The 23,905-nt window shown below is 33.3% G+C and carries 25 protein-coding genes; 7 read left to right on the top strand and 18 right to left on the bottom strand.

What is annotated here, in order from left to right; all coding sequences use genetic code 11:
• Positions 1-29: 29 nt before the first annotated feature.
• The 8 genes from ERX46_RS04780 to ERX46_RS04745 form a co-directional block, all read right to left on the bottom strand.
• The gene (locus tag ERX46_RS04780) at positions 30-254 is read right to left on the bottom strand and encodes a YtxH domain-containing protein (protein WP_130092701.1); all 225 of its coding nucleotides are present in this window, start codon (positions 252-254) and stop codon (positions 30-32) included.
• A 353-nt stretch (positions 255-607) separates the two neighbouring features.
• Complete coding sequence (locus ERX46_RS04775) at positions 608-1,879, bottom strand: T9SS type A sorting domain-containing protein (RefSeq protein WP_130092700.1); 1,272 nt, start codon at positions 1,877-1,879, stop codon at positions 608-610.
• Between the two features lie 233 nt (positions 1,880-2,112).
• Positions 2,113-3,231 carry a hypothetical protein gene (locus tag ERX46_RS04770; RefSeq protein WP_130092699.1) on the bottom strand — a complete coding sequence of 373 codons (1,119 nt, stop codon included), beginning with the start codon at positions 3,229-3,231 and terminating at the stop codon, positions 2,113-2,115.
• Positions 3,231-3,710, bottom strand: coding sequence for an RNA polymerase sigma factor (locus tag ERX46_RS04765; protein WP_130092698.1), 480 nt, complete (start codon positions 3,708-3,710; stop codon positions 3,231-3,233). The genes ERX46_RS04770 and ERX46_RS04765 overlap by 1 nt, the downstream gene beginning before the upstream one ends.
• A 453-nt stretch (positions 3,711-4,163) precedes the next feature.
• Complete coding sequence (locus ERX46_RS04760) at positions 4,164-5,459, bottom strand: paraquat-inducible protein A (protein WP_130092697.1); 1,296 nt, start codon at positions 5,457-5,459, stop codon at positions 4,164-4,166.
• Between the two features lie 156 nt (positions 5,460-5,615).
• The gene (locus ERX46_RS04755) at positions 5,616-6,044 is read right to left on the bottom strand and encodes a 3D domain-containing protein (RefSeq protein ID WP_165366153.1); all 429 of its coding nucleotides are present in this window, start codon (positions 6,042-6,044) and stop codon (positions 5,616-5,618) included.
• A 169-nt stretch (positions 6,045-6,213) separates the two neighbouring features.
• The gene (locus ERX46_RS04750; protein WP_130092696.1) at positions 6,214-6,792 is read right to left on the bottom strand and encodes a hypothetical protein; all 579 of its coding nucleotides are present in this window, start codon (positions 6,790-6,792) and stop codon (positions 6,214-6,216) included.
• 182 nt (positions 6,793-6,974) lie between these two features.
• Positions 6,975-8,636 carry a SulP family inorganic anion transporter gene (locus tag ERX46_RS04745; RefSeq protein WP_130092695.1) on the bottom strand — a complete coding sequence of 554 codons (1,662 nt, stop codon included), beginning with the start codon at positions 8,634-8,636 and terminating at the stop codon, positions 6,975-6,977.
• A gap of 152 nt (positions 8,637-8,788) precedes the next feature.
• Here ERX46_RS04745 and ERX46_RS04740 point away from each other — a divergent pair, with 152 nt between their 5' ends.
• Together ERX46_RS04740 and murQ are read left to right on the top strand one after the other, a co-directional pair.
• A complete protein-coding gene (locus ERX46_RS04740; protein WP_130092694.1) occupies positions 8,789-9,127 on the top strand; it encodes a DUF6150 family protein in 339 nt (112 codons plus the stop codon).
• A 35-nt stretch (positions 9,128-9,162) separates the two neighbouring features.
• Positions 9,163-9,984 (top strand): N-acetylmuramic acid 6-phosphate etherase, encoded by an 822-nt coding sequence (gene murQ, locus ERX46_RS04735; protein ID WP_317127182.1) that lies wholly within the window; start codon positions 9,163-9,165, stop codon positions 9,982-9,984.
• Between the two features lie 258 nt (positions 9,985-10,242).
• Here murQ and ERX46_RS04730 read toward each other — a convergent pair whose 3' ends face one another.
• The 8 genes from ERX46_RS04730 to ERX46_RS04700 form a co-directional block, all read right to left on the bottom strand.
• On the bottom strand, positions 10,243-11,277 hold the full coding sequence (locus ERX46_RS04730; protein ID WP_130092692.1) for a hypothetical protein: 1,035 nt from the start codon (positions 11,275-11,277) through the stop codon (positions 10,243-10,245).
• A gap of 8 nt (positions 11,278-11,285) precedes the next feature.
• Positions 11,286-11,945, bottom strand: coding sequence for a DUF4159 domain-containing protein (locus ERX46_RS04725; RefSeq protein WP_130092691.1), 660 nt, complete (start codon positions 11,943-11,945; stop codon positions 11,286-11,288).
• Positions 11,946-11,955: 10 nt separating this feature from the next.
• Positions 11,956-12,684: a 16S rRNA (uracil(1498)-N(3))-methyltransferase gene (locus ERX46_RS04720; RefSeq protein WP_130092690.1), complete on the bottom strand. Its 729-nt coding sequence runs from the start codon at positions 12,682-12,684 to the stop codon at positions 11,956-11,958.
• A gap of 9 nt (positions 12,685-12,693) precedes the next feature.
• A complete protein-coding gene (gene holA / locus ERX46_RS04715; RefSeq protein WP_165366152.1) occupies positions 12,694-13,686 on the bottom strand; it encodes a DNA polymerase III subunit delta in 993 nt (330 codons plus the stop codon).
• Positions 13,687-13,951: 265 nt separating this feature from the next.
• Positions 13,952-15,340, bottom strand: coding sequence for a leucyl aminopeptidase family protein (locus ERX46_RS04710; protein WP_130092688.1), 1,389 nt, complete (start codon positions 15,338-15,340; stop codon positions 13,952-13,954).
• A gap of 130 nt (positions 15,341-15,470) precedes the next feature.
• Positions 15,471-15,647: a GldL-related protein gene (locus ERX46_RS17465; RefSeq protein ID WP_165366151.1), complete on the bottom strand. Its 177-nt coding sequence runs from the start codon at positions 15,645-15,647 to the stop codon at positions 15,471-15,473.
• A gap of 252 nt (positions 15,648-15,899) precedes the next feature.
• Positions 15,900-16,712 (bottom strand): alpha/beta hydrolase, encoded by an 813-nt coding sequence (locus ERX46_RS04705; RefSeq protein ID WP_130092687.1) that lies wholly within the window; start codon positions 16,710-16,712, stop codon positions 15,900-15,902.
• A 60-nt stretch (positions 16,713-16,772) separates the two neighbouring features.
• Entirely contained in the window at positions 16,773-17,474 is a 702-nt protein-coding gene (locus ERX46_RS04700) for a KilA-N domain-containing protein (RefSeq protein WP_449374882.1), read from the bottom strand.
• 536 nt (positions 17,475-18,010) lie between these two features.
• On the opposite strand from ERX46_RS04700, the gene ERX46_RS04695 reads away from it, so the two are divergent.
• Positions 18,011-18,283 carry a hypothetical protein gene (locus ERX46_RS04695; RefSeq protein ID WP_130092686.1) on the top strand — a complete coding sequence of 91 codons (273 nt, stop codon included), beginning with the start codon at positions 18,011-18,013 and terminating at the stop codon, positions 18,281-18,283.
• Between the two features lie 205 nt (positions 18,284-18,488).
• On the opposite strand, the gene ERX46_RS04690 is transcribed toward ERX46_RS04695, so the two are convergent.
• Entirely contained in the window at positions 18,489-19,568 is a 1,080-nt protein-coding gene (locus tag ERX46_RS04690) for a M42 family metallopeptidase (RefSeq protein WP_130092685.1), read from the bottom strand.
• Positions 19,569-19,869: 301 nt separating this feature from the next.
• On the opposite strand from ERX46_RS04690, the gene ERX46_RS04685 reads away from it, so the two are divergent.
• The 4 genes from ERX46_RS04685 to ERX46_RS04670 all read left to right on the top strand — a co-directional run bounded on the left by ERX46_RS04685 (position 19,870) and on the right by ERX46_RS04670 (position 22,840).
• Positions 19,870-20,184 (top strand): rhodanese-like domain-containing protein, encoded by a 315-nt coding sequence (locus tag ERX46_RS04685; RefSeq protein WP_130092684.1) that lies wholly within the window; start codon positions 19,870-19,872, stop codon positions 20,182-20,184.
• Entirely contained in the window at positions 20,184-21,125 is a 942-nt protein-coding gene (locus ERX46_RS04680) for a DUF368 domain-containing protein (RefSeq protein ID WP_242494533.1), read from the top strand. The genes ERX46_RS04685 and ERX46_RS04680 overlap by 1 nt, the downstream gene beginning before the upstream one ends.
• Before the next feature lie 2 nt (positions 21,126-21,127).
• Entirely contained in the window at positions 21,128-21,880 is a 753-nt protein-coding gene (locus ERX46_RS04675; RefSeq protein ID WP_130092683.1) for a shikimate dehydrogenase family protein, read from the top strand.
• 327 nt (positions 21,881-22,207) lie between these two features.
• On the top strand, positions 22,208-22,840 hold the full coding sequence (locus ERX46_RS04670) for an AlbA family DNA-binding domain-containing protein (RefSeq protein WP_130092682.1): 633 nt from the start codon (positions 22,208-22,210) through the stop codon (positions 22,838-22,840).
• A 151-nt stretch (positions 22,841-22,991) separates the two neighbouring features.
• On the opposite strand, the gene ERX46_RS04665 is transcribed toward ERX46_RS04670, so the two are convergent.
• Positions 22,992-23,849, bottom strand: coding sequence for a mechanosensitive ion channel family protein (locus tag ERX46_RS04665; RefSeq protein ID WP_130092681.1), 858 nt, complete (start codon positions 23,847-23,849; stop codon positions 22,992-22,994).
• Positions 23,850-23,905: the final 56 nt, after the last annotated feature.

The raw sequence follows: 23,905 nt of genomic DNA, 5'->3' as shown, positions 1-23,905 counted from the left end.
TCTTGTAGTTATTAATCGCAGTAAGTAATTTACGACTTTAGGTGTGCTTTTTTTAAAAGTTCATCTCCTTTTTCCATTACCGCATCTTTAGCAGTTCCTAAAGCATCTACAGTTGCATTTTTTGCTTCTCCAAACTTTGTTGCAATTGCATCACGCGTATCTTTCCCGCTTGCTGGTGCTAATAATAAAGAAACTCCTGCTCCTACAACTGCTCCTGCTAATGCTGCTACGATGATTTTTGATTTTTCGTCCATAATAATTTTGTTTTTTATTTGTTAATATTTCTTTTAATAAAGATACGTTTTTAATGAGGTTATTCAAAGTTACATATCACAATAAATTCTAAAATATAAATATATTATACGTTGGTAATCAATTGTTAAAAAGTTATAAATCCATATTTTATGGTGTCACATTAATTATATTATTTTGAATTGTCTGGTAAATATGAATGATAGAATAAATAGAGATGGGTTGATGGCATATTGCTTTTAGGAAATCTTCATAAAACGCAATTGTTAAGTTGAACCTATTGATTTAGTATGTAGCGCAAAAAAAAAGAGGCTACCTTTTCAGATAACCTCTCCTTAACATAAAATGTATTCAATTATTTACGAACAACCAATTTGTTTGTTTTAATAACTTCATTGTTGTTGTTACGAATTGTGTAAATGTAAACACCATTGTTTAGGTTACTTACATCAACTTGTTTCATACCATTTGAAATTGTAGTATTCACAACTTCTTGTCCTGTAACAGAGTTAATGATAACTGTACCGTTCTCTAAACCATCAATCTTGAAGTTAACAAAATTGTTTGCTGGGTTAGGGTAGATACTAATTTCTTTATACTGATCTGTAACAGAAACAGGAGATGTTAATGTTATAGCATTTGAAGTAGCAATAACACTGCTATATCCAGTAGCTGCTTCAACTAAAACATAAATTTTCATTTCTACGTCTTCTTCGATAGCTACATTTTCTACAGCATCTCCAGCAGCATTAATTCTCCAGTATTCACCAGCAGCTGTAAAGTTAAAAGTTTGATTAGCACCAGTTGTTGCAATCATAACACCACTACCTGCAATAAAAGCTTCAGCGTTTGATAAATCAAATGGGCTAACATTAGACTGCATTGCTACAACATAATAAGCATTAATGTTTGATTCATCTGGAATATCAAAAGTAAGTTCTAAATCAGAACCATCCTCATTATCAGAAATATCAGTTGCTAAAACGTTAGTAACATCAGGAACATTAGGAATAATAGCTCCTACAACAATATTATCAACAGATATCCATGATCCTGGTGCCAAAGTAGATAATGCATTGTTAAAAATTTGTCCTTCACTACTTGCAATAAAAACAGTGTACTCAGTTACTGCACCAATATAATTCATATCAACAGTTACCGTAGAGAATGCATTTTGTGTTCCTCCAAATATTTCAGAACCTGCACCAACTAAATTACCAGCACCATCATAAGCTTGTACAATAAAGATTGCTGTATCATTTGGTTTAACATCATACTTTACATCAAAAGTAAAGTCTTCATACTTGTCAGTAGAAACAATGTCTTGTACTAATATAGAACCATAATCTCCATCAGGATAGTTGGTTGCATCTGTTGAGTTCGCTAAATTGAAAGAAGTAAGTTTAGCAAAACTATTTCCTTCAGTTGCTCCAGTTGTTACTTCTGTAGCTGGAGTAATTACGTTTGTACTTCCGTCTGTAATGTCACCAATAGTTGATGTAATGTTAAAGTTGATCCAGTCATTTGGTGATCCAGTTGTCCAGTTTTCAAAACCAGCGTTGTTAACTTGAGCACTAATACTAGCACCAGCGATTAAAGCCAATGCGGATAAGTAAATTTTATTCATAATATTGTTTTTTTTGATTCCTTCAAATATACTAATTCATTGCCGCTTAGACAAACAATTTATACTTTTTTAAGATAATATGTTTTACCTAGAAACCTTCTATTAATTGAAGTTTGTACCTAAAATGACATTGGTATAATATCTAAAAGAACTTTTATTTAAGTGAATTTCACTTCTGAACTTTTAGGATTTAAGAATACCATTAAGATTTGATTCAAATAATGTAGTTAATTTTATTTTCTTGATTGACGCTCTATTTTGAGACTTCCAAGTTGAAAAATAGTGGTTTTGGTTTTTGGCATATCTTGAATATAAATAATCGGTTTCTCATTTTTATTCACATTTGTGAGCGTATTGTTTATAATCCCTTTTAAATTAGGTCTACGTTCTTCGTTAAGAATATTTTTTCGTTGTAGATATTCAGCAGTTAAATCAACTATGGTTGGAGTTTTTTGATTATCGTTTTCTGAAATTATTGAACCTTTATTCGTATCAATTTCTTTAACTAAAGCAACAGAGGTAACGACTCCGGAGATTTCTATTGCTTTTAATTGTGAAACATTTATTAGGTCGTTATCTATCGATTGTGCTTTATTTTGATCTTTTAATGGAGATTCTGCCTTTTGTTTTTTGCTTTCTGAATTAGCTAAAGATTCTTTGTCTAATTCTTTAATTTTTATACTATTTTGAATAGAGTCTATTGGAGAATTCGAAGTGAAAAGTTGCTTATAAATTTTGTTTTCTGATCTAAGAACTACTGAGTTAATTGGTTCATTTGAATCAATCTTAAATGAATCCGATGTGTACTTTTCAATTTCTAAATCTACTGGCTGTGAAATCGTATATAAATAAGGTGATTCTTCAATTGGAAGTTTAATCCAAATTAAGAATACAATTGAAGCTGCTACAACTCCCATAAACCATCGTCTTGCTGGAATAGAAATAATGTGGGTTTTTCCTAAAATCAATTTTTCTTTGTTTGGATATTTAATCGTTTCTAATGGTAATCTAGCTTTATTGAATTGTAGGAATTTGTTATTTAATTCAGGATTTTCAATTAAGAAACCTTCAATTGAATTCATTTCATCTTTAGAAAGGTCACCTTCTGAATAAGCGATAAAAAAGAATTCATAATTTTTTGAATTAATCTCATCAAAGTTGATTGATGTTTTATCAAAACTAAGTTTAGATTCAGTAATTGAAATGTCACTCAATAAATTCAAATGATCACCATCATCAAGCTCAGGATACTTTTCCAAGAATTTATTCAGCATCACTTTCAACTCCTCAGAAAGATTTCCTTCCCAAAGATCAAGTAAATAAGCTTCATAATTTCCCTTGTTAATTTCCATTATATTACTGATTCTAATTTTCCGATATATTTTTGTAATTGTTTTCTTGCTCTATAAATGTAAACTTTAACTTGTGAGGCATTGAGTTCAAGAATTTCTCCGATTTCATCATAATTATAGCCTTCATAATCACGTAAAAGAAGAGCTGATTTTTGAATTGGAGGAAGAGTGGCCAAAGCTTTTTCAAGAATTTCCTTTAAATCACTAGTTTCTTGATGAATTTCTGGCTCGGTATGATATTCATCAATAGAAATAACTTTATTCCTTTTCTTTCCATCCAAAAATTGATTGAAAACGGTTCGGAAAAGATAAGATTTGACTTTTTCTGCTTGAATGGTTTCTTTTTTAATCCACACTTTCTCATAAGCATCTTGAACAAGGTCCTGCGCCAAAGCCTCACTTTTGGACAATTTAATGGCAAAACGATATAATCCATCACTGAAATCCTTTACTGCGCTATGGTATTCTTTTTTATTCAATTATATAGAAATTCAACGATTCAACGATTCAATGATTCAACGATTCAATGATTCAATGATTCAAAAATTCAATTGATAATTCAAATCTACGTGTATGACGATTAACTATTCTTAAAGTTACAATTTAATTGAAAATTGATAATTAACAATTGATAATTTCAAAAAGCACCCTTTTCGAAATTGTTTATTTAAAAGTAATTTCACCCAACTAAGTAGTGTTTAGTAAAAAGGTGAGAGTGAAAATAATTATCAATTCTAAATTGTCTGTTTGCGTTAAACAATTAACAATAGACAATTGATAATTTCAAAAAGCACCCTTTTCGAAATTGTATATTTTAAAGTAACCTCACCCAACTAAGTAGTGTTTAGTAGAAAGGTGAGAGTGAAAATAATTATCAATTCTAAATTGTCTGTTCGCGTTAAACATTAATAATTGAACATTAACCATTATTTTTAAACGCTTCTCTTGTGCTGTTTTTTAATAATGTGCTTTAAAATTGCTGCTAGGATTAATCCGAAAAGAACATAAGCGATGAATAAGAGGTAACCAGGTTGCAACGAAGTGTTGTTAGTGGCAATACTATTCATGGCATCTGATTGTACATTGAGGTATTCCATTTGGTCTTCTAAAATTCCATTGAATCCTACATAAGCCATGAAAATCGCTACGACCATAACATCCGCCATCGACCATTTTCCGGACTTGAATGCTAGCCAATAAATGAGCTTGTTATTTTGCCATTTATCTTTACCAAATAGATAAACTTGAGTAGATATCAATTTCGTAATAGGAAGAACCACACTGAAGCCAAGAACTAAAATTCCAACCAAAATTGAATCCACTTTTCCGGTTTGTAACAGGATATTTACCAATTGAAGAATACTTTTACTTTGATAGAAAATTACTTGATCTTTAAAAACCACACTTTCTCCCAGTAGAACAAAGTCCAATTGATTTATTCGCGCATCAATTTCAATCATGGCGCTTGTGAGACCAACGAGTAGAACGATTATCGCTAAAATAACGGATAAAAAGAAAAGTGATTTTTGTAAAGCAATAAATTTGAATACAAAAAACCAAAGCAATAAGAAGATAACTACAATTCCTAAAATGAAAAAAGTTTCTCTGTAGTTTTTAATTTCTAATTCCTTCGCTTTTACCAGCAGAATTGAGTTGATATCTTCACCCAAAGAAATATCGTATTTCGCATGAATGTCTTTTATCTCGAGTGAGTCCTGCAAATCATAAGTTTCATCTGCAAACTCAGTCAATTTACTAATTGCCAAAGTTTTCATTCGATCTTTGTTCTTCTCCTTCATTACCTCGTCGATTATTCGTCGACTAAATTGAGGAGCTCCAGCTTTAATTTCATCTGCATCAACAAAAGTATTAACAGCCCATTTACGAATGGTATTTTTGAAACCTTCATCATTTGCCTGAATAGTTTTATCCGCTTGATCTACCAAACTGCGAATCAATTCTGTCAATTGAAGATGTAATAAACTGTCCTGACTTTTGGTTAATTCAAAATCCGTAATTTGATGTTCAACAATGTTCATCATCGTCCCTTTCCAAGCGGTTACAGACAGCATTCCTTTATTGATATAGTTAAGCGTACTGTAATCATCCTTGATTTCAGATCGCTTAATTGAATCCTGATATACGTTATAAGCAAAGTACGAAGCCAAAGCCAGTAGCGGAATTGTAACGGTAAAAAGAATAATCTTTCGAATCTTGAATCGCGACATAGTGTTAATTAATTATGAATTACGAATTGAAAATTACGAATTAAATAGATTTGGTGAAAGAAATAATTCAATAAAATGAAAAATCAGTATTATTTAAATGTAGGTTGAATTAATTACGAATTAAGAATTGCGAATTACGAATTGAAATCAAGATCTTTATTCACTCACCTCTAAAGTGTCTACATAAATAACCACTTTCTTCCTTCCCCATTTTCGTGCTTTTTTCACATCTGTGCCCATGTAAATGTCGATTTTGTTTTTCCAGCGATCATTCATTTTGTCTTTTACAAGATAGTATCCATCAAAACCGTCAATTTTAACGCGTGTATTGTGAGTAAGTCCTTGGGCAATTAAATCGCGTGATACCGCTATGGCTTTCATTTCTTCTTTTAATGAATCTCCCCAAGCTGCAATCACGGGATTACCTTTTGTTTGGTTGTTCAGCGAATTGTAAGCCGAAGCTTTAACGGTCATTTTTTTCCAACTATTATATTCAGGAATCACACGTGCAGGTTTGTCTTCGTTAACACAAGATGTAAATAGTGCTATGGAAAAAAACAAAAGTAATCCTCTCTGATATTTCATAATGAAATTATTTGGCTGCAATAAAACAGTCGTTTGAATGCTTAAATCTAGTCATTTAGTAATAGAGTGCAATGGTTAGCAATTATAATGATTTTGTTGGGGTAAAAGCATAGTATATAATTATTCCATATACCATTAAAAATCTCTCTGACAAATAGCCTAAAAGTTATTAGTTAAATCTTAAATTCACTCCAAAGGCCAAACTCATTAAATCGGGATACCCGGGGACAAAGGAAATAGCAAAATCTAGCTTTTCATTCATCTGATATTTGTATTCAAATTCTCCTCCATACCAAAGGAATAAATATTGGAACGTATTTTCAGGACCTCCTTTGAAACGGTTTGGGTTGACATATCCTTCTAAATCTAACCAGTTTCTTCTAAAAACTAGTGTCGGCCCAATTCCACCGTTTAAAGTGTGTTTTCCTATTTTGAAAATCTTTGCTCTTAATCCAATATGACTAAAGCCACCTAATCTTGCAGCACAGTCTGAATAGATTGCTTGAATAACTTTAATTGATAAAATATCTTTGTAAATGAATTTTTCATACATGATTTCCGTACCAAAATTCATTACGAAATAACCATTTTCATCTAACTTGTTAGGCATCAGAAAAGCATTTTCGTGTTCTCCTTTTGGGTGCAGACTCAAACCAAAAAACTTAATACCAATATTGTCTTGCGCAATAGAATGGATAGGGAATAAGAGTAGTAGTATAAATGTAATTTGTGTAAAGTGTAGCCTCATAACAAAATATTTTGATGAAGAATTATTCTACCAAGTTAAAACATAGCCTACATTAAAGCAAATGAAACTTACTTGGCAAATATCAATCATCAATCATTCCAATTCTGAATTAAAATAAATCTCTTACCCATTAATTATTATCATCCCTATCGCGTTTAAAATTAACCATTGATAATTAACAATTATAGAGGGTATTCCGAAAGTGGCCGTGGAAAATCCTCAGGATTAGCTGCTAAATGATATCTCGGGTCATCAATATCATTAAGTATCACTTCTTTAAACTTCGGACTCGCTTTGTACATCAACTGTTTACAATCTTCACTCAAGTGTTTAAGTTTAATGGTTTTTCCTTCCGCTTCATATTTTCCAACTATGTTGAAAATTGCTTCGAGGGCTGAATGGTCACTTACACGAGATTCGACAAAATCGATTTCCACACTTTCAGGATCATTTTTTGGATCAAATTTTTCATTGAAAGCTTGAATTGAACCAAAGAATAAAGGACCCCAAATTTCGTAAACTTTAGTACCATCTTCTTTAACACGTTTTCTAGCGCGAATACGAATCGCATTCTGCCATGCGAATGATAATGCAGAAATTATCACACCTACGAATACTGCAATTGCTAAATCGAAAATCACAGTAACAGCAGAAACGATTACCAAAACTATTGCATCAGATTTAGGAATCTTTTTGATGATTCGGAAACTAGACCAAGCGAAAGTTGCAATAACCATCATAAACATAACACCGACCAATGCTGCGATTGGCACTTGTTCAATCAATTTATCTGTAAAAAGAATAAATGTAAGTAAAGTCAGCGCCATCATAATACCTGATAAACGACCACGTCCACCAGCGTTAATATTGATTACCGTTTGACCAATCATTCCACAACCACCAGTTCCTCCAAAAAGTCCTGACATGATATTTCCAGTTCCTTGAGCGATACATTCTTGGTCACCATTTCCTCTGGTTTCGGTTAATTCATCGACTAAATTCATTGTCATTAGTGACTCAATTAATCCAACTGAAGCGGCTAGAAATGCATAAGGCAAGATGAATTTCAGGGTGTCTAAATTAAAAGGAAGATGCTGCCAAAGCTCTAGATTAGGAGTTGGGAATTCACCTTTTAATCCTGTTCCACCACCTTCAATGATATAAGATCCAACTGTTGAAACATCGAGATTAAGTCCAATAGCGATAAAGGTTGTCACTAAAATTGCCGTTAAAGCAGCTGGGATTTTCTTTGTGATTTTAGGTAATCCCCACATAATTGCCATGGTTAAAGCAACCAAACCAATCATCAAATAGAGCTCCGAACCTTGCATAAATGTGCTCGCATATTCTTTCACTCCAGTATCTGAAACCACCAATGATTTATGTGTAAACATTTTTACTTGTGCCCAGAAGATAACAATAGCTAAACCGTTCACAAATCCCAACATTACAGGGTGAGGAATTAAGCGAACGAAGCGTCCTAACTTAAATACACCCGCTAAAATTTGAATAATTCCCATTAAAATAACGGTAGCCATTAAATAGAAGAATCCCATGTTTTCAATGGGTTGGTCGAAAAGCATTCCTTTAGAATGACCTTCAGCAATCATAGCAACAAATATTACTGCCACCGCACCTGCAGCACCAGAAATAAGTCCTGGTCTTCCTCCAAAAATAGCAGCAATTAATCCAACAATAAATGCACCTGAAAGCGCCATCAACGGATCAATTTGCGCAACAAAAGCAAATGCAACCACTTCTGGAATCATTGCCAATGAAACGGTAATTCCGCTTAGAATGTCGTTTTTAGGATTAGTGGTGAATCTTCGGATAAATTTATTCATTGTATTTTTTTAATGGGGTGCAAAAATACTATTTTTATTCTGTAATGAAGAAACACAGACTATTCTTTGATCCATCTTTTACATTAATCGTATTAGGGTTGCTTTGAAGGCGAGTTTTTTACTTAATTTAGTAGTTTATAAGTCGAAAATCTATGAAATCAAAATACTTACTTTTAATACTTACTCTGCTCATTGTGACTATCTCTTTTGGTCAGAAAATTCATATTTCAGATTATAAAAGTGGTGCTGACTTAACAGCTTATGTCGTAGATTATGAAAGTCAAGCGGACCTATTGGTTTATAGAGTTGAATATGAAAGTGAAGCTGGAATAAACGACGGAAATTGGTTTTTTGTACAATTTCAAAGTCAGTCTGATAAAAGTATTTTCTTTGTAGATTATGAGAGTCAAGCTGATATTAAAATCTACTATGTGCAATATGAAAGTCAAGCAGGATGGAAAACTACAACCAAAAAGCTATTCTTAGAATAGGAATTATTTTCAATTATTTCTTTTAACACCATTCTATAAAACATTTATCAGTGAATAAAGTTACAGAACAATCCAGCAATTACGATAAACTTGAAGAGTTAACAATTCATGAACAATTAACGGCAATGAACAAAGAGGATCAATTGGTTCCTTTGGCAGTTGAGGCAATCGTACCCGAAATTACAGCATTTGTTGAAGAAGCATTAATTCGCATGAAAAGAGGTGGAAGATTATTCTATCTTGGTGCTGGAACGAGCGGAAGACTAGGAATTCTTGATGCTTCGGAGTGTCCCCCAACATTTGGAGTTGAACAAGGTTTAGTGGTTGGATTAATCGCTGGTGGAGATGCTGCGATTAGAATTGCAGTTGAAAATGCGGAGGATAATACGGAATTAGGTTGGGAGGAATTGCAGAAAATGAATATCCAAAAAGATGATATTATAGTTGGAATTGCAGCTTCTGGAACAACACCTTATGTTTTGGGAGCTTTAGAAAAAGCAAATGCAGCGGGAAACTTAACTGCTGGAATTACTTGTAATCCTGATAGTCCATTGAGTAAAGTAGCTCAACATGGATTAGTTGCTGTGGTTGGGCCCGAGTTTGTGACTGGAAGTACACGTTTGAAATCAGGAACAGCACAGAAATTGATTTTAAACATGATTTCAACGAGTTTGATGATTGGTTTAGGAAAAGTGCAAGGAAATAAAATGGTAGATATGCAATTGAGTAATGCTAAATTGGTTATCCGTGGAGCAAATATGGTAGCAGAGCAATGCGGGATTGAGTTTGAAGAGGCGAAGGCTTTATTGTTGGAATTTGGATCTGTTAGGAAAGCAGTTTTAGAATATAATGGTTAATTGTCAAGGATTAATTATTAACGCGATAGGGATGGTTTTTGAGCATTATTATCAATGTTTAATGATGTTGGGAAGGGTAATGTATATCAGCCTTTAGGAATTTTTCTTCAATTCTCCAAAATTGAAAATAAAAGTTAGAAGTAAATGTGGTTTTTAATGTGAATTTCATGAAACGTATTTTATTTATTTGAATTTCAGTTTTTTACGCCACGATATTCAATACTCCAAACTCAATACTGTCTCGATTTTTCGAGATTTCTACTTCTTAGACTTCATGAAAAACACTACAAACGCTAAAGCCAAGGCAAGAATGATCATTATGAGAATTGAATTATTTATCCAGGGTAAATAATCTTTCTGACCTTCTTTTTTTGGTGGTGGAGTGAATTTCGGAGCAACAGATGAATCTTTTGCGGCTTTTTCGGTAAAATCTGTTTTCATTCGAAAACGATTACTAATAATTTTCCCAAACTTCGTTTTAAAGCTTATAGAAATATAATTGTTTTCGTTCATTTCTTCAACAGTGCTATTGTATTTTTCAACAACCGCCATGTCAGGTGCATAATAATGTCTTGAGCCAGCGTAATAAAATAAAGCATTAGTGGTATAGAAATATTCTTTTTGAAAATCTGCCATTTCTTCAAAGGCTTGAGATAGAATATAATCTTTTTCATCATGGAGAATAGTAAAATGACGAAAAGCAGAATCAATAGCAAAAGCAATTTCTACCAATTTGTTATTATTTGGCGATTTCTTAGGATTCATTTCCTCTAATGCCTTATCTTTTAGAATTGGAAATATTAAAGTTGAATCAGGAATGAAAGTTTTCTTTTTGTACTTTATATATGCGTCATTTAAGTCAAGTACAGCGCTTTTTATACTGTAAATTGAAATAGGATCTTCTGGAATTGTTTTTTTATTGAATTTTTTAAGCATTTCATACCGTTCTAAATGCTGTAAAGTTGTTCGGTAAAGCATCTGCGCGTGAGGCTCCTGAATAGTATCAATTTGTAATCTCGCAAAAATACTCAAAGCTTTTTCAAATTTCTCTAAATGAACATTTTCGTAAGCATAAAATAAACTGTCTTGCGCTGTCCACTGAGTTGTCGGTTTATCTGCTATTTCTGAAATCCGGTTTTTCATATATGCAGGTGGAGCAGGCTGTCTATGGTATTTAACTACTTTAAATAAGTAGGTATTTTCTTGGCTAGGTGGTTTTTTGTAGTCAATTTTTTGACCAATTACCAAATGCGCATTTAATAATAGTACAATTGAAAAAAGTAAATATTTCATAATGTTATTCATTCTAATCCTCCGTTAATTAGTGCAAATTGTAAAATATTGAGTCCCATTTTAAGTGCTTTTTCATGATTCTCCTGCGTATCACTGTGCACAGTAATGTCTTCCCAACCGTCTCCTAAATCTGTTTCATAAGTATAAAGTAAAGCTAATCTGCCTTCAATTATAATTCCAAATGCTTGTGCTCTTTCTCCGTCATGTTCATGAATTTTAGGTAATCCGTTGAACTTATATTTTTGATTAAAAATGGGATGATTATAAGGCAGTTCTACTAATTTAAAATTAGGAAATAACTTTTCAAGTTCCGGACGAATATATTGATCCATTCCGTAATTATCATCGATGTGTAGAAATCCTCCTCCAATTAAATAATTTCTTAAATTCTCTCTTTCAGAATTAGAAAATACAACGTTTCCATGTCCTGTCATGTGAACAAATGGATAAGTAAATAGGAGGGAAGAGCCCACATCAACATAAGGAACTTCTGGATTAATGTTCGCATTTAATTGTTGATTGGCGAATTTCACTAGGTTTGGAACAGCAGTTGGATTGGCGTAATAATCACCGCCACCGCTGTATTTGAGTACTGCCAATTGATAACTTCCTTGCCCGAAAGCGAAAGTTAAGATGAAAAATGAAAAAATGCTCAATATTAATTTCATGGTAATTATTCTAACGTTCTTCAAAAAATAGTTTGACATTCATACATGCATAAACACCCGCCGTTTCAGTTCTCAAACGCGTATTACCCAAAGTTACGGCTTGATATCCATTTTTTATGGCTTTTTTAACTTCATTTAAGGTAAAATCTCCCTCAGGTCCAATTAAAATTGGAGTGTTTTTCCCAATCCATTTGCTGGAATCTAATGCTAATTGCTTTTGAATTGTGGTATTTCGTTCTTCTTCCTCGTAACAATGTGCAATTAATCCATTTGGATGTTGCTTTATAAAGGCTTCAATAGAAGTTAATTCATTTAATTTTGGAATAAACAAACGCTTTGATTGTTTCATCGCTGAAACTAAAATCTTATGGAATCGTTCATTTTTAATCTTTTTGCGTTCGGCATTTTTGCATAAAATCGGTGTGATTTCATGAATTCCTAATTCCGTTGCTTTCTCTAAAAACCATTCGAAACGGTCGTTATTTTTAGTAGGAGCAATCGCAATGTGAATGTGGTGTGCGTCTTGAATAGCTTTATGAAAATCAATTCTTTTTACTACGACTGCCTTTGGAGCGCTATCGGTTATTTCACCAGTAAATACAACTCCAGTTCCATTCACAATCTCCATTTGATCTCCTGGCGTCATGCGCAAAACTTTCGCTGCGTGTTTTGATTCGTCAGGTGGCAATGTTATTTCAGCCTGATCCAAAGTTTCGATATCAATATAAAATCTTCTCATTTGTTTAGACTAGTGCATTAATAGATAAACTAATTCACGCAATAAATCTGCATCAGAACCTGGCCCATGATTTATTCCCTTACTTTTTAAATCGTATTCTTGAAGTGTTGCAATGTTTTTAGCAATCTTTTTTGGATTATAAATTCGCTTGGCTTGTAAAACTTCTTTTGCCGCTGGATAACTCATTTTTAATGCTGACATTAATCCATTGACATCAGTTGCATTAGAAAAATGTGCTTTCATCAATCGTTCATGAAAACCAAATAATAATGGAATCAACTGTGTAATATGCGCCGCTTTTGGATTCTGTTCGAAATAATTTATGATTTTATTGGCTTTCAAAATATCACGAGAAGCCAAAGCATTCGTTAATTCAAAAGCATTGTAATCTTTAGAAATTCCTATATTTTCTTCAATATGAACTTCGCTAATTTGTGTTCCTTTTTCAAGAACAATCATTAGTTTCTCAAGTTCTTTGGCAATTTTCCCTAAATCAGCGCCTAAAAATTCAACCAAAAGCATTGTCGCTTTTTGATTGATGGAATATCCTTTTCCTTTCAAATAAGTGATAATCCAACCATCGACTTGATTTTCATAAAGCTTTTTACTTTCGAAAATAACACCATTTTTCTTAATGGTTTTAAAGAACTTCTTTCGAGAATCAGCTTTCTTGTGTTTATGTGCAAGAATCAAAACTGTGGTCGGTGATGGATTCTCAAAATAAGCTTCCATCATTCCCCAATCCTTTACATCTTGTGCTTCTTTTACAATCACCAACTGGCGTTCAGCCATCATCGGATATTGTTTTACTTGCTCTTGAAGCTGACCCATATCAGCATCTTTCCCATATAAAACCGTCAAATTAAAGTCACGTTCGCTTTCATCTAAAATGTATTTAGTGGCTGCATCAGTAATTTGATCGATATAGAAAGATTCATCACCATGCAGTAAATACAATGCATTTGGTGTTTTATCTTTAAACTGTTTTATAATTTCTTTCACGCTAATTTGAATCAATAAGGGGTTAAAATAACACAAATTTTGCTAGTTAACCTTCGTTTTTCCAGCAAAATTTTAGTTTCTGAATATGTTGCCTTTGACAGTCAACGGATTCCTCTTTCGAGACGCTCCCTTCGACTGGCTTCAATTTCTTCAATTCCTTCGTCGCCTTCGACAAGCTCAGTCACCGAAGAGTAATCCGTTGACTGAGCCTGTCGAAGGGAACGACTACAGAGGAGAATTTGTTGGCTGTCGAAGTCACAAAGAATTAGTAATTCTCTAAAAAGTTATTCAACAACCTAACCCCAGTTCCAGTTCCACCTTTTCCTTTGTAATTTTCTTCAGAACCTAAAAAAGCAGGACCAGCGATATCCAAGTGAATGTAAGGAGATTTCACAAAATGCTCAAGGAATTTTCCAGCGGTAATACTTCCTGCATACTTTCCTCCAATGTTTTTTAAATCTGCAATTGAAGATTTAACTTCTTCAGCATAATCATCCCAAAATGGCATTTGTGCTAATCTTTCGTGAACATTATATCCAGATTTAACTAACTCATCAATGATTTCCTGATTAGCATTTCCCATTATACAAGCTGCTTTTTGTCCTATCGCTGCAACTGCTGCACCAGTTAAAGTGGCTGCGTCAATTACCAATTCCGGATTTAATGCATTGGAATAAGCCAAAGCATCTGCCAAAATCATTCTTCCTTCAGCGTCCGTATTTAAAACTTCAACTGTTGTTCCATCATACATTGTAATTACATCACCAGGAACATAAGCATTTCCACCCGGACGATTATCCGTTGCTGGAATCAATGCTATAATGTGTAAATCCAATTCATTCATTGCCGCCGCATAGATAGTTCCAGCCATACAAGCTGCGCCTCCCATATCACTTTTCATAATATCCATGGAGCCAGCAGTTGGCTTTAAACTCATTCCTCCAGTATCGTAAACAACACCTTTTCCAACTAAAATTATTGGTTTTTTGTTCTTTGGATTTTTTGGTTTGTATTCTACAATTGTAAAAGTTGGTTCATCAACAGAACCTAAATTCACTGCCAAAAGTCCACCCATTTTTAATTCTTCGATTTTCGCTTTATTGAAAACAGTAACTTTTAGGTTATCTACTTTCTCGAATGATTGAATTTCTTTCGCTAATTGAGGAGCTGTTAAGTAGGAGAGTGGTTCATTCACCATATCTCTTGACCAATAAACAGCAGTTGTAGTATTGTTTAAACGACTAATTTGCTTTGCCTCAAAAGTATCCAATAAAACAATGCTTTTTAAATGGTAACGTTTCTTGTCAGCATCTTTGAAATACTTTAAAAACTGATAATTTGACAATGCCAATCCTTCAGCAAGCGCCAAAGCATTCGTTCCTTTACCAGAAATAAAAATCTCTTCAGCTGATTTAGATAATTTTGTTCTGATTTCATGACCAGCCACACGAATTTTCTCTAAATCGTCATTCTCCTTTACGAAGAAAATAAACTGTTCCCCTAATTTTATATAATCTGTCTTTTCATCAGATGCGATGAATTTCTTTGCTTGTTCTTCTACAATCGTTGAAACGCCTTCTATTGTTGTGAATTCCTTCCCTACAATAAATGCTATATGTCCGTCTTTTGAATATGATTTCCCTTGTTTGATCATTAAATTTGAGTTTATAATTATGGTTCTCAAAATTAACAAAAATGGGAGATTATATCAATTATGAATGACGAATCCATTAATGTGTTTCAGGAAACTTAACGAACTGAAGTTATTTGACAATTCATAGTTTCTATTTAATTTTATTGTATCGGTAAACGGCAAAGGAGGGAACGAAAATTAAAGCCAATCCGCAATAACCGATTATGAGTCCAATAGCTCCGCCGGGCCAATGCATAATTTTAAACAACATTGACAATAATGTAATACTGGTAAATAGAGATCCAGAAATGTAAGCAATCAGTTTCATCGTTTTGGATTTATAATTTCTTAGTTCAATTTTGTTTTTGGTACTTCCGATAAAAGTAAAGTTAGTGAATTCTTAATTGTAGACTTCCGCATTAGGGATAAAAGCGGCATCCTCTGACGTTTCATTCAGAGATATAGCGGAAAGCCCGACCCTTTTCCAATAGAATATAGTGTTTTAGTACAATGTAATCGCTTTAGTTGGAAAAGGGTAATGCCCAAAAAAAATAACAACTTCCAGCTTCAAAATTATCAATTACGAATTCCCCAAACTCCAAATCAAAGCTTTTTCCTTTGTAGCACGAAAAATTGTGTGGTGTTTTTCTTCTGGTTCATCCGAATAGGTCCATTTTAAATTTTGAGGGGCGAATTTCTCCAACTTTTTCTCTAGTTGATTCGTGTTAATTGATATGTCTGGAACAACAGAGCCAGCAAACCATAGTTTTTTCTCTTCATCTGGAAAATTAGTCATTAGTTTTCCTGTATTTTTTACCAAATAGCCGTCGTTCCACCAAAGTGAGGGATCCATTGCGATATAGAAATCAAACGCTTCTGGTTGTAGAAAGAATGTTTCCATGACAAATAGTCCAGAAAGCGACTCTCCAATCAAGCCTTTTTGATTGTTCACTCTGTATTTACTCTCTATTTTAGTAAATAATTCATTGGTAATAAATGCTCTAAAGTTTTTAGCGCCATCCGTTAAAGGACAGTAGTTTGAGTCCTTCTCCACATCCGAAAACCCAGTCAAATCTCTTCTGCGATCAGTATTTTCTATTCCAACTAAAATGATGGGCGGAATACTATCCAATTCGATAAGCTTAGCCAAAGTATTTGCGATATGAGGAAAATCCTCCATAACTATTCCTCCATCTGCCATATATAAAACAGGAAATGAGTCGGTACTAGAATCATATTGTGGTGGTAACCAAACATTAATTACTCGGTCTTCGCCAATTTGTGGAGAATGCATAGTAAAAGTGTCGTGATTTGGAACAGGATCATTGTATTGAACTTTTGTTCCACAACTTGTGAGGAACAATAAGGCGGTATAAAGGAAGAGATATTTCATTTTAAACGAATTGAAAAAGTTGAATTAAAATTACAAATTTAAATTTTAAGTAGTTTTAAATCATGGATCTAATTTCTTCAAATCTTCATTAGCCAAAAGTGATTTCATTTGCATAATAGCTACTTTATTGAGTTGAATAAGCCTTTCTTTTTGTGGTAAACCTTGTTCAATCAATAAAGCATTTATACTTTCCATATTACTCATAACAACCAATTGCTCTATGTTTGCTTCATCTCGCATGTTGGTTTTTAAATCTGGATTCTCCCTTTTCCATTGTTTTGAAGTCATTCCAAAAAGCGCCACATTTAATAAATCAGCTTCACTTGCATAAGCGAAGTTAATTTGTGATTGTGAAATTAGATTAGGGACAATGTTTTCTTTAATAGCGTCTGTGTGAATTTTGTAATTGATTTTAGAGAGTGTGCGCTGCAAGTTCCATTCAAGACTTAATCGGTCATTTTCATCCTCTTTTAGTCGTTGAAATTCTTTGATTATATAAAGTTTGAATTCAACTGAGATCCAAGATGCAAACTCAAAAGCAATATCTTTATGTGCAAAAGTACCGCCATATCTACCTTGTTTGGATACCAAGCCAATTGCATTTGTCTTTTCAATCCATTGTTTTGAGGTTAATGTAAAACTATTTAATCCTGCCTGTTTTCTAAACCCATCGAATTCGATGGGTTTAAAACTTTTGTTGTTCATTGTCTCCCACAGGCCTAAAAGCTCAATGGTATTTCTATTTCGTAACCAATTTTGAATAATGTAATCAGTCCTTTAACTGTCCTTATACTTTGCAATATCGGTTAGAGAAATGAAATCTTCCTTCTTGTTTTGATAGAAAACTACATCAAATCCTTTTACATTTATTGTTTTATTTTTTGCCATGATTTAAGTGTTTGTGGTTATTGATTTTTTAAACGCTTATTTAAGATATGAAAATAATTGCCTCCATAAATGTTTTAATTGATTTATTTTTGATGTAATTATAAGTCAACCAATTGATTGAGGCGTAAGACTGGATTAGAGTTTTTAAAATGTTAGAATTCGATCACTTTAAAATCTAGAAAATCTAGAACTAATAATTTCTAATTGTACCGATTTCGGGTTAATTAGAATATCTGTTATTTGGATTGGAATTTTAAACCCATCGAATTCGATGGGTTTAGAATATTGCGTTTGAACTAAGGATCTGTGAAGAAAAACGAACTCTAATTTCATGGAATCTCAAAATGCGTTACCTTCATCAATCAAAAATAACTGCAAGCAAAGAAAGAATTTTTAAAAGTTAGATAAGAATGGAATTAGAATCATGGGCTTTAATTTTAATCATACTCTGGAGCGCCATGATTTTCTATGGAATCTATCGCAAAAGATATTTGCTTGTCACTATATTTGTGACTTTAGAAATAGCGGTTGTCCTATTTTCTTACTTCTACGATAATAGAGATTACAGAATGCATTTTGCCGTTTTCGGAACAATTGCACTTTATTTAAATTCACTGATTTTTCTTTTGACTTTACTTCTGATAAAACCAATTAAGAGACAAAAATCAGAGTTAGAAGATTAGAATTAAATTACTTTTTTCCATAAAAAAAACCGCTTAGAATTTTACTTCTAAACGGTCTTTTTAGTCAAAATACCGAAACCTAGTTTTTGAATTATATAGCTCAATAGCAAGGCGCGCTTATTTTTGGAATCCAAGGAGTTGACATTTGTCAATGACTGATTTCAAAAATATGTGCAACGCCGATATTGAGTTCTATAAACAAAAACTATGTGAAATATCTAAAGTCTTGCTTGTTTTCAATCCTCTTAATCGAAGCGAAAATCAACTTAATCGTATTCTCTACATCTTCTTCGTGCGTCATTTCAACCGTCGTATGCATGTAGCGAAGCGGCAATGAAATCAATGCGGATGGAACTCCATCGTTACTGTATGCAAAAGCGTCTGTGTCTGTTCCTGTTGCTCTTGAAGCAGCCAAGCGTTGGAAAGGGATTTTCTCTTCCTCGGCAGCTTTCAAGATTAATTTCAATAAATTATTCTGAACCGCTGGACCATAAGTTAAAACTGGGCCTTTTCCGCCTTTTAAATCTCCTTGTTCTTTTTTGTCAATCATTGGTGTGTTTGTGTCGTGACAAACATCTGTGATAATTGCTACGTCTGGCTTGATTTTCTGAGCAATCATTTGCGCTCCTCTTAATCCAATTTCTTCTTGAACAGAATTCACAATATACAATCCGAATGGAAGTTTCGTTTTAGTTTCTTTCAACATTCTCGCAACTTGTGCAATCATAAATCCACCAACTCGATTATCCAAAGCTCTACCCACGTAACGTTTTTTGTTGAGAATCATGAATTCATCTTCAAAAGTTACAACACAACCTACATGAACTCCTAATTTCTCCACTTCGTCTTTTGTGTCACATCCACAATCTAATGTGATGTTTTTAAGACTCGGTTTAGGATCTTTTTCTTGTCTGGTATGAATTGCTGGCCATCCAAAAACAGCTTTCACTATTCCTTTATCTGTGTGAATATTTACACGTTTCGAAGGAGCAATCATGTGGTCTGAACCTCCATTTCTGCGTACGTAAATAAACCCTTCATCCGTTATATAATGCACAAACCAAGCAATCTCATCAGCATGTGCTTCAATGACAACTTTGTATTCCGCTTCTGGATTTATAATTCCAACCACAGTTCCGTAATTGTCCACCATATAATCATCAATGTATGGTTTGATATATTCCAACCACATTTTTTGACCTGATGATTCAAAACCTGTTGGCGATGCATTGTTCAAATATTTCTCTAAAAATTCTTTACTTTCCTTAGTTATTGCTTTACTCATTGTTTAATTTTTTCTAAAGATAAAAAATAAAATAATTACGAATTATCAATTACGAATTACGAATTGAAAAAAAAGCATTACGAATGAAAAATGTTTCTCAAAGTCAGCCTGAAAAATTCCTAATTCTCTTATTTGTAATTGAATTTTTGAATCTCTATTCTTAGTTTAAGAATCATCAAAGACCAATTGTGGAAGTAGGACCACAAATTCGTAATTATCACATTCGTAATTCGTAATTGTATTCTTCATTCGTAATTAGTTTTTTGTTAAATTCGCCAAGAATTTATTTTGATTGAAACCGATGAAAGATATATCAGTACAACAACTTGCCGCTGCTTTAAAGCAGAATAAAACATTCATATTACTGGATGTGCGTGAAAACTATGAATTTAAGATTGGACATATTGCATGCGTGCATATTCCTATGGATGAAATTCCTAAGCGTGCTTCAGAGTTAGATTGTCAAAAAGAGACGTATGTAATGTGCAGATCTGGAAAACGTGCTGCTGCAGTGGCTAATTTTCTAAATACGAATCATAATTTTTCGAATATCGGAATTGTGATTGGTGGAGTAGAGGCTTATGCAAATGAAATTGATCAATCAATAGAAGTATAATGGAAAAACAACCTAGATCACTTTCCCAATTAGCGGGAATTACCTTGCGTGGACTTGCAATGGGAGCTGCTGATGTTATTCCAGGAGTTTCTGGAGGAACAATCGCTTTTATTACTGGAATATACGAAGAACTGATTGGTAGCATCAGTAATATCAATTTAACAGCGCTTAAAAAACTAAAAAATGAAGGAATCTCTTCTTTTTGGAAGCATGTTAATGGAAACTTTTTTGTTGCTTTAATATTAGGAATAGCAATCAGTGTATTATCATTGGCAAAAGCAGTAACTTATTTGCTGGTTGAATATCCTGTTTTACTTTGGGCGTTTTTCTTCGGATTAATTGTAGCAAGTGCGCAGTTGATTTTGAAAACGGTCACCAAATGGGATGTGAAAAATGTAATCGGATTAATTATAGGGACTGCAATTGCGGCTTATATTTCAACTGTTCATGTTACCGCAAGTGGGGGTGAATATTGGTATATCGTAATGAGTGGAGCTATTGCAATTTGCGCCATGATTTTACCTGGAATTAGTGGAGCATTTATTTTAGTGCTTTTAGGTTCTTATGCGATGATTATCGAAGGATTAAAGAATTTAGACTTCATGATTATCGGACTTTTCTGCTTAGGTTGTTTAGTCGGAATTCTTTCCTTTAGTCGACTATTAAAGTATTTATTTGAAAATTATAAAAACCTTGTTTTAGCGATTCTTTCTGGATTCCTTATTGGTTCATTGCTAAAGATTTGGCCATGGAAAAATGCTATGGGAGATGCACCAATCGTTGTTCATTCTGATGGAAAAGAAGATTGGATGATGGCGAATGTACTACCTGGAAATTTCATTGGTGAACCGCAAATTCTATATGTTGTTCTTTTGGCACTTTTCGGATATCTATTGGTTTATTTAATGGATAAATTCGGTAATAAATCTGAAAAAGTTTAGTTATGAGTCAGCAAGACACAATAAAATTTGGATTATTAGGTAAAACGCTTGGACATTCTTTTTCAAGAAGTCACTTCATGGAGAAATTCGAGGCAGAACAGATTGATGCTACTTTTGAGAATATCGAATTGCCTGATTTCAAAGCTTTAGAAGAGTGGATGAAAACTGCTCCGACTGAATTTACTGGTGTCAGTGTAACAATTCCATATAAAGAAGCAGTGATTCCTTTCTTGGATGAAATAAGTCCAGAAGCGAAAAAAATTGGCGCTGTAAATTGCATTCATTTTAAAGATGGAAAATCAATTGGACACAATACAGATGCTTTTGGTTTCGGTCAATCCATTAAACCATTTTTGAGAAATATTCACGAACGCGCTTTATTGCTAGGAACAGGTGGAGCTTCAAAAGCGGTTGCTTATACTTTAGAAAACTTAGGAATTACGGTTGCGCATTTATCAAGAACTCCAAAAGAAGATCAAATGATTTTTGGATATGACCAAGCCAATGATTTAATGGTGAAATCTTTTCCAATGATTGTGAATTGCACACCATTAGGAACTTCGCCAAATGTAAATGAAAAACCAGACTTCCCAATTGAATTGGTTGGAGAAGATCATTTTGTAGTTGACTTGATTTACAATCCATCAGAGACTTTGTTTTTGAAATTAGCAAGAGAAAGTGGAGCTGACACTTTAAATGGTTTGTCTATGTTGAAACAACAGGCGGGGAGGGCTTGGGAGATATGGAATAGCTAATCTTTGCAATAAGGCGTCAAATACTTCGTTATGCTTGTTTTTAATTGCAATCATTTATAAATATAAAATCATGAAATTAAAAACTTCACAAGCCTTGTCTTTAACGTCTTCTTATCAAAGACCGGAAAATGCGAATTTTATTTATGAAACTTTTAGGATTAATTAAGATTGCAATATTTGAAATTCATTCGTTAAAATAGCTTTAGCCTCAACTTGAATTCATACCTTTTTCTTACCTTCGCCATGGCTTAACTAAAGTATAAAAGCAGATTATATTAAAAGTTTCCAATCGTTTTAAAAACGATTATAACCGATAAAAAGTTTCCTATGAATATTCTTAAATCTTATATTAGGGAAGGTGAACATCAGACACAGGATTTCAAATTTCGTGTGGATGACGCCAAGAAAATTGCACGCACTTTAGCGGCTTTTGCCAATACAGACGGTGGAAGATTGTTGATTGGTGTGAAAGACAATGGAAAGGTCGTTGGAGTCAATCCAGAAGAAGAATTTCATGTGATTCAAGGTGCAGCAGCAATGTATTGCAAGCCAGAATTGGTTGTGAAAACGCAAATCATGCAAGACGATCATAAATTGGTATTAGAAGTAACTGTTGATGAAGTTAAAAACAAACCCGTAAAAGCATTGGACGATGATGGAGAATGGAAAACCTACGTCCGCAGAGAAGATCATACCTTATTAGCAAGTAAAATCTTGATTGGCGTTTGGAAAAAGGAACGAACAAAAACCTCAACTCCGCAAACTTTTGATAGAGACGAACAGTTGATTTTAAATACTATCAAGGAAGCCGGTGAAATCACTTTGAGTAAGTTATACAAAGAAACAAAACTCAAAAAAGCCTATATCGATAGATTACTTATTCTGTTTATTACTTGGGATGTTGTGGAAATGAATATTACTTCTGGGGGAACTTATTTTTCGGTAGGAGAAATGCTTTAGGCAATAGGCAATAGGCGGTAGGCTTTATGCTTTAAGCTTTAGGCGGGGTTTCCATAAATCTAAATTTATCCCAAAGAAAATGCCGTATGCTTAAAGCTTATGGCTCATAGCATACGGCATTAAAAAGTATGTTATACTAAATATGTTCTAATTAATTCTGACTTTTTATTGCCCCATCAACATGCACATCCATTTGTGGGAAAGGAATAGATAATCCATCAATTTCTCCATATTTCTCATAAACTTTCTCGTTTACGTAATAGTGGATATCCCAATAATCTTCTTTATTACACCAAATCTTAACTGCTAAGTTTACAGATGAATCTCCTAAAGAACCTAGTTTTACGAATGGCTCTGGATCTTTAAATACTTTGTCATGACTATTAACTATTTCTAAGACCGTGTCTCTTGCTAATTTAAAGTCTTCACCATAACCGAATCCGAATGTAAAATCTACACGACGAGTTGGTTGCATGCTAAAGTTTGTGATATTACTATTGTATAAAGGACCGTTTGGTATAATAATCGTTTTATTGTCAGGTGTTGTCATTACTGTATGAAAAATTTGAATTTCTTTCACAGTACCTGATTCTCCTTGCGTTGTAATGAAATCTCCAACTTTAAATGGTTTGAAAATCAATAACATTACTCCACCAGCTAAATTTCCTAATGTTCCAGAGAATGCCATACCAATAGCCAGTCCAGCAGCACCCAGTATTGCTATGAAAGAAGTCATTTCGATTCCCACTTGTGAGAATACAGTAATTATCGTTAATACCTTAACTAATCCACTTACTAAACCTTTCATAAAAGTGATTAAACCTTTATCAGAATCTCTTTTCTCAAGAATCTTAACAACCATTTTACTGAAGAACTTCGCTAATCTCATCCCTATAAAAAAGATTATGACTGCAATTAGAAGATTCCCTCCAACCTCAATAAGTTTAGAAAATATTTCACCTTGAGAAACGCCAAAATATTTCTCTGTATCAAGAATATCTGTATTCATAATTAATGTATTGATTAAATAATTTAAATTTGGGCACAAATATAAATCTTTTATTG

Source organism: Brumimicrobium glaciale, from assembly GCF_004152935.1.
In the GTDB taxonomy this organism is placed as follows: Bacteria; Bacteroidota; Bacteroidia; order Flavobacteriales_D; family Crocinitomicaceae; genus Brumimicrobium; species Brumimicrobium glaciale.
This window is presented reverse-complemented; position numbering and strand designations above follow the sequence as displayed.

Excerpts from the sequence above, each read along its gene's own strand:
- ERX46_RS04760 (WP_130092697.1), bottom strand. The coding sequence starts at position 5,459 with ATGTCGCGATTCAAGATTCGAAAGATTATTCTTTTTACCGTTACAATT.
- ERX46_RS04725 (WP_130092691.1), bottom strand. The coding sequence starts at position 11,945 with ATGAAATTAATATTGAGCATTTTTTCATTTTTCATCTTAACTTTCGCT.
- ERX46_RS04750 (WP_130092696.1), bottom strand. The coding sequence starts at position 6,792 with ATGAGGCTACACTTTACACAAATTACATTTATACTACTACTCTTATTC.
- ERX46_RS04775 (WP_130092700.1), bottom strand. The coding sequence starts at position 1,879 with ATGAATAAAATTTACTTATCCGCATTGGCTTTAATCGCTGGTGCTAGT.
- ERX46_RS04720 (WP_130092690.1), bottom strand. The coding sequence starts at position 12,684 with ATGAGAAGATTTTATATTGATATCGAAACTTTGGATCAGGCTGAAATA.
- ERX46_RS04680 (WP_242494533.1), top strand. The coding sequence starts at position 20,184 with ATGGAAAAACAACCTAGATCACTTTCCCAATTAGCGGGAATTACCTTG.
- ERX46_RS04710 (WP_130092688.1), bottom strand. The coding sequence starts at position 15,340 with ATGATCAAACAAGGGAAATCATATTCAAAAGACGGACATATAGCATTT.
- ERX46_RS04670 (WP_130092682.1), top strand. The coding sequence starts at position 22,208 with ATGAATATTCTTAAATCTTATATTAGGGAAGGTGAACATCAGACACAG.
- ERX46_RS04665 (WP_130092681.1), bottom strand. The coding sequence starts at position 23,849 with ATGAATACAGATATTCTTGATACAGAGAAATATTTTGGCGTTTCTCAA.
- ERX46_RS04730 (WP_130092692.1), bottom strand. The coding sequence starts at position 11,277 with ATGAAATATTTACTTTTTTCAATTGTACTATTATTAAATGCGCATTTG.
- ERX46_RS04755 (WP_165366153.1), bottom strand. The coding sequence starts at position 6,044 with ATGAAATATCAGAGAGGATTACTTTTGTTTTTTTCCATAGCACTATTT.
- ERX46_RS04780 (WP_130092701.1), bottom strand. The coding sequence starts at position 254 with ATGGACGAAAAATCAAAAATCATCGTAGCAGCATTAGCAGGAGCAGTT.
- ERX46_RS04745 (WP_130092695.1), bottom strand. The coding sequence starts at position 8,636 with ATGAATAAATTTATCCGAAGATTCACCACTAATCCTAAAAACGACATT.
- ERX46_RS04675 (WP_130092683.1), top strand. The coding sequence starts at position 21,128 with ATGAGTCAGCAAGACACAATAAAATTTGGATTATTAGGTAAAACGCTT.
- ERX46_RS17465 (WP_165366151.1), bottom strand. The coding sequence starts at position 15,647 with ATGAAACTGATTGCTTACATTTCTGGATCTCTATTTACCAGTATTACA.
- ERX46_RS04685 (WP_130092684.1), top strand. The coding sequence starts at position 19,870 with ATGAAAGATATATCAGTACAACAACTTGCCGCTGCTTTAAAGCAGAAT.
- ERX46_RS04690 (WP_130092685.1), bottom strand. The coding sequence starts at position 19,568 with ATGAGTAAAGCAATAACTAAGGAAAGTAAAGAATTTTTAGAGAAATAT.
- ERX46_RS04740 (WP_130092694.1), top strand. The coding sequence starts at position 8,789 with ATGAAATCAAAATACTTACTTTTAATACTTACTCTGCTCATTGTGACT.
- ERX46_RS04705 (WP_130092687.1), bottom strand. The coding sequence starts at position 16,712 with ATGAAATATCTCTTCCTTTATACCGCCTTATTGTTCCTCACAAGTTGT.
- ERX46_RS04695 (WP_130092686.1), top strand. The coding sequence starts at position 18,011 with ATGGAATTAGAATCATGGGCTTTAATTTTAATCATACTCTGGAGCGCC.
- ERX46_RS04770 (WP_130092699.1), bottom strand. The coding sequence starts at position 3,231 with ATGGAAATTAACAAGGGAAATTATGAAGCTTATTTACTTGATCTTTGG.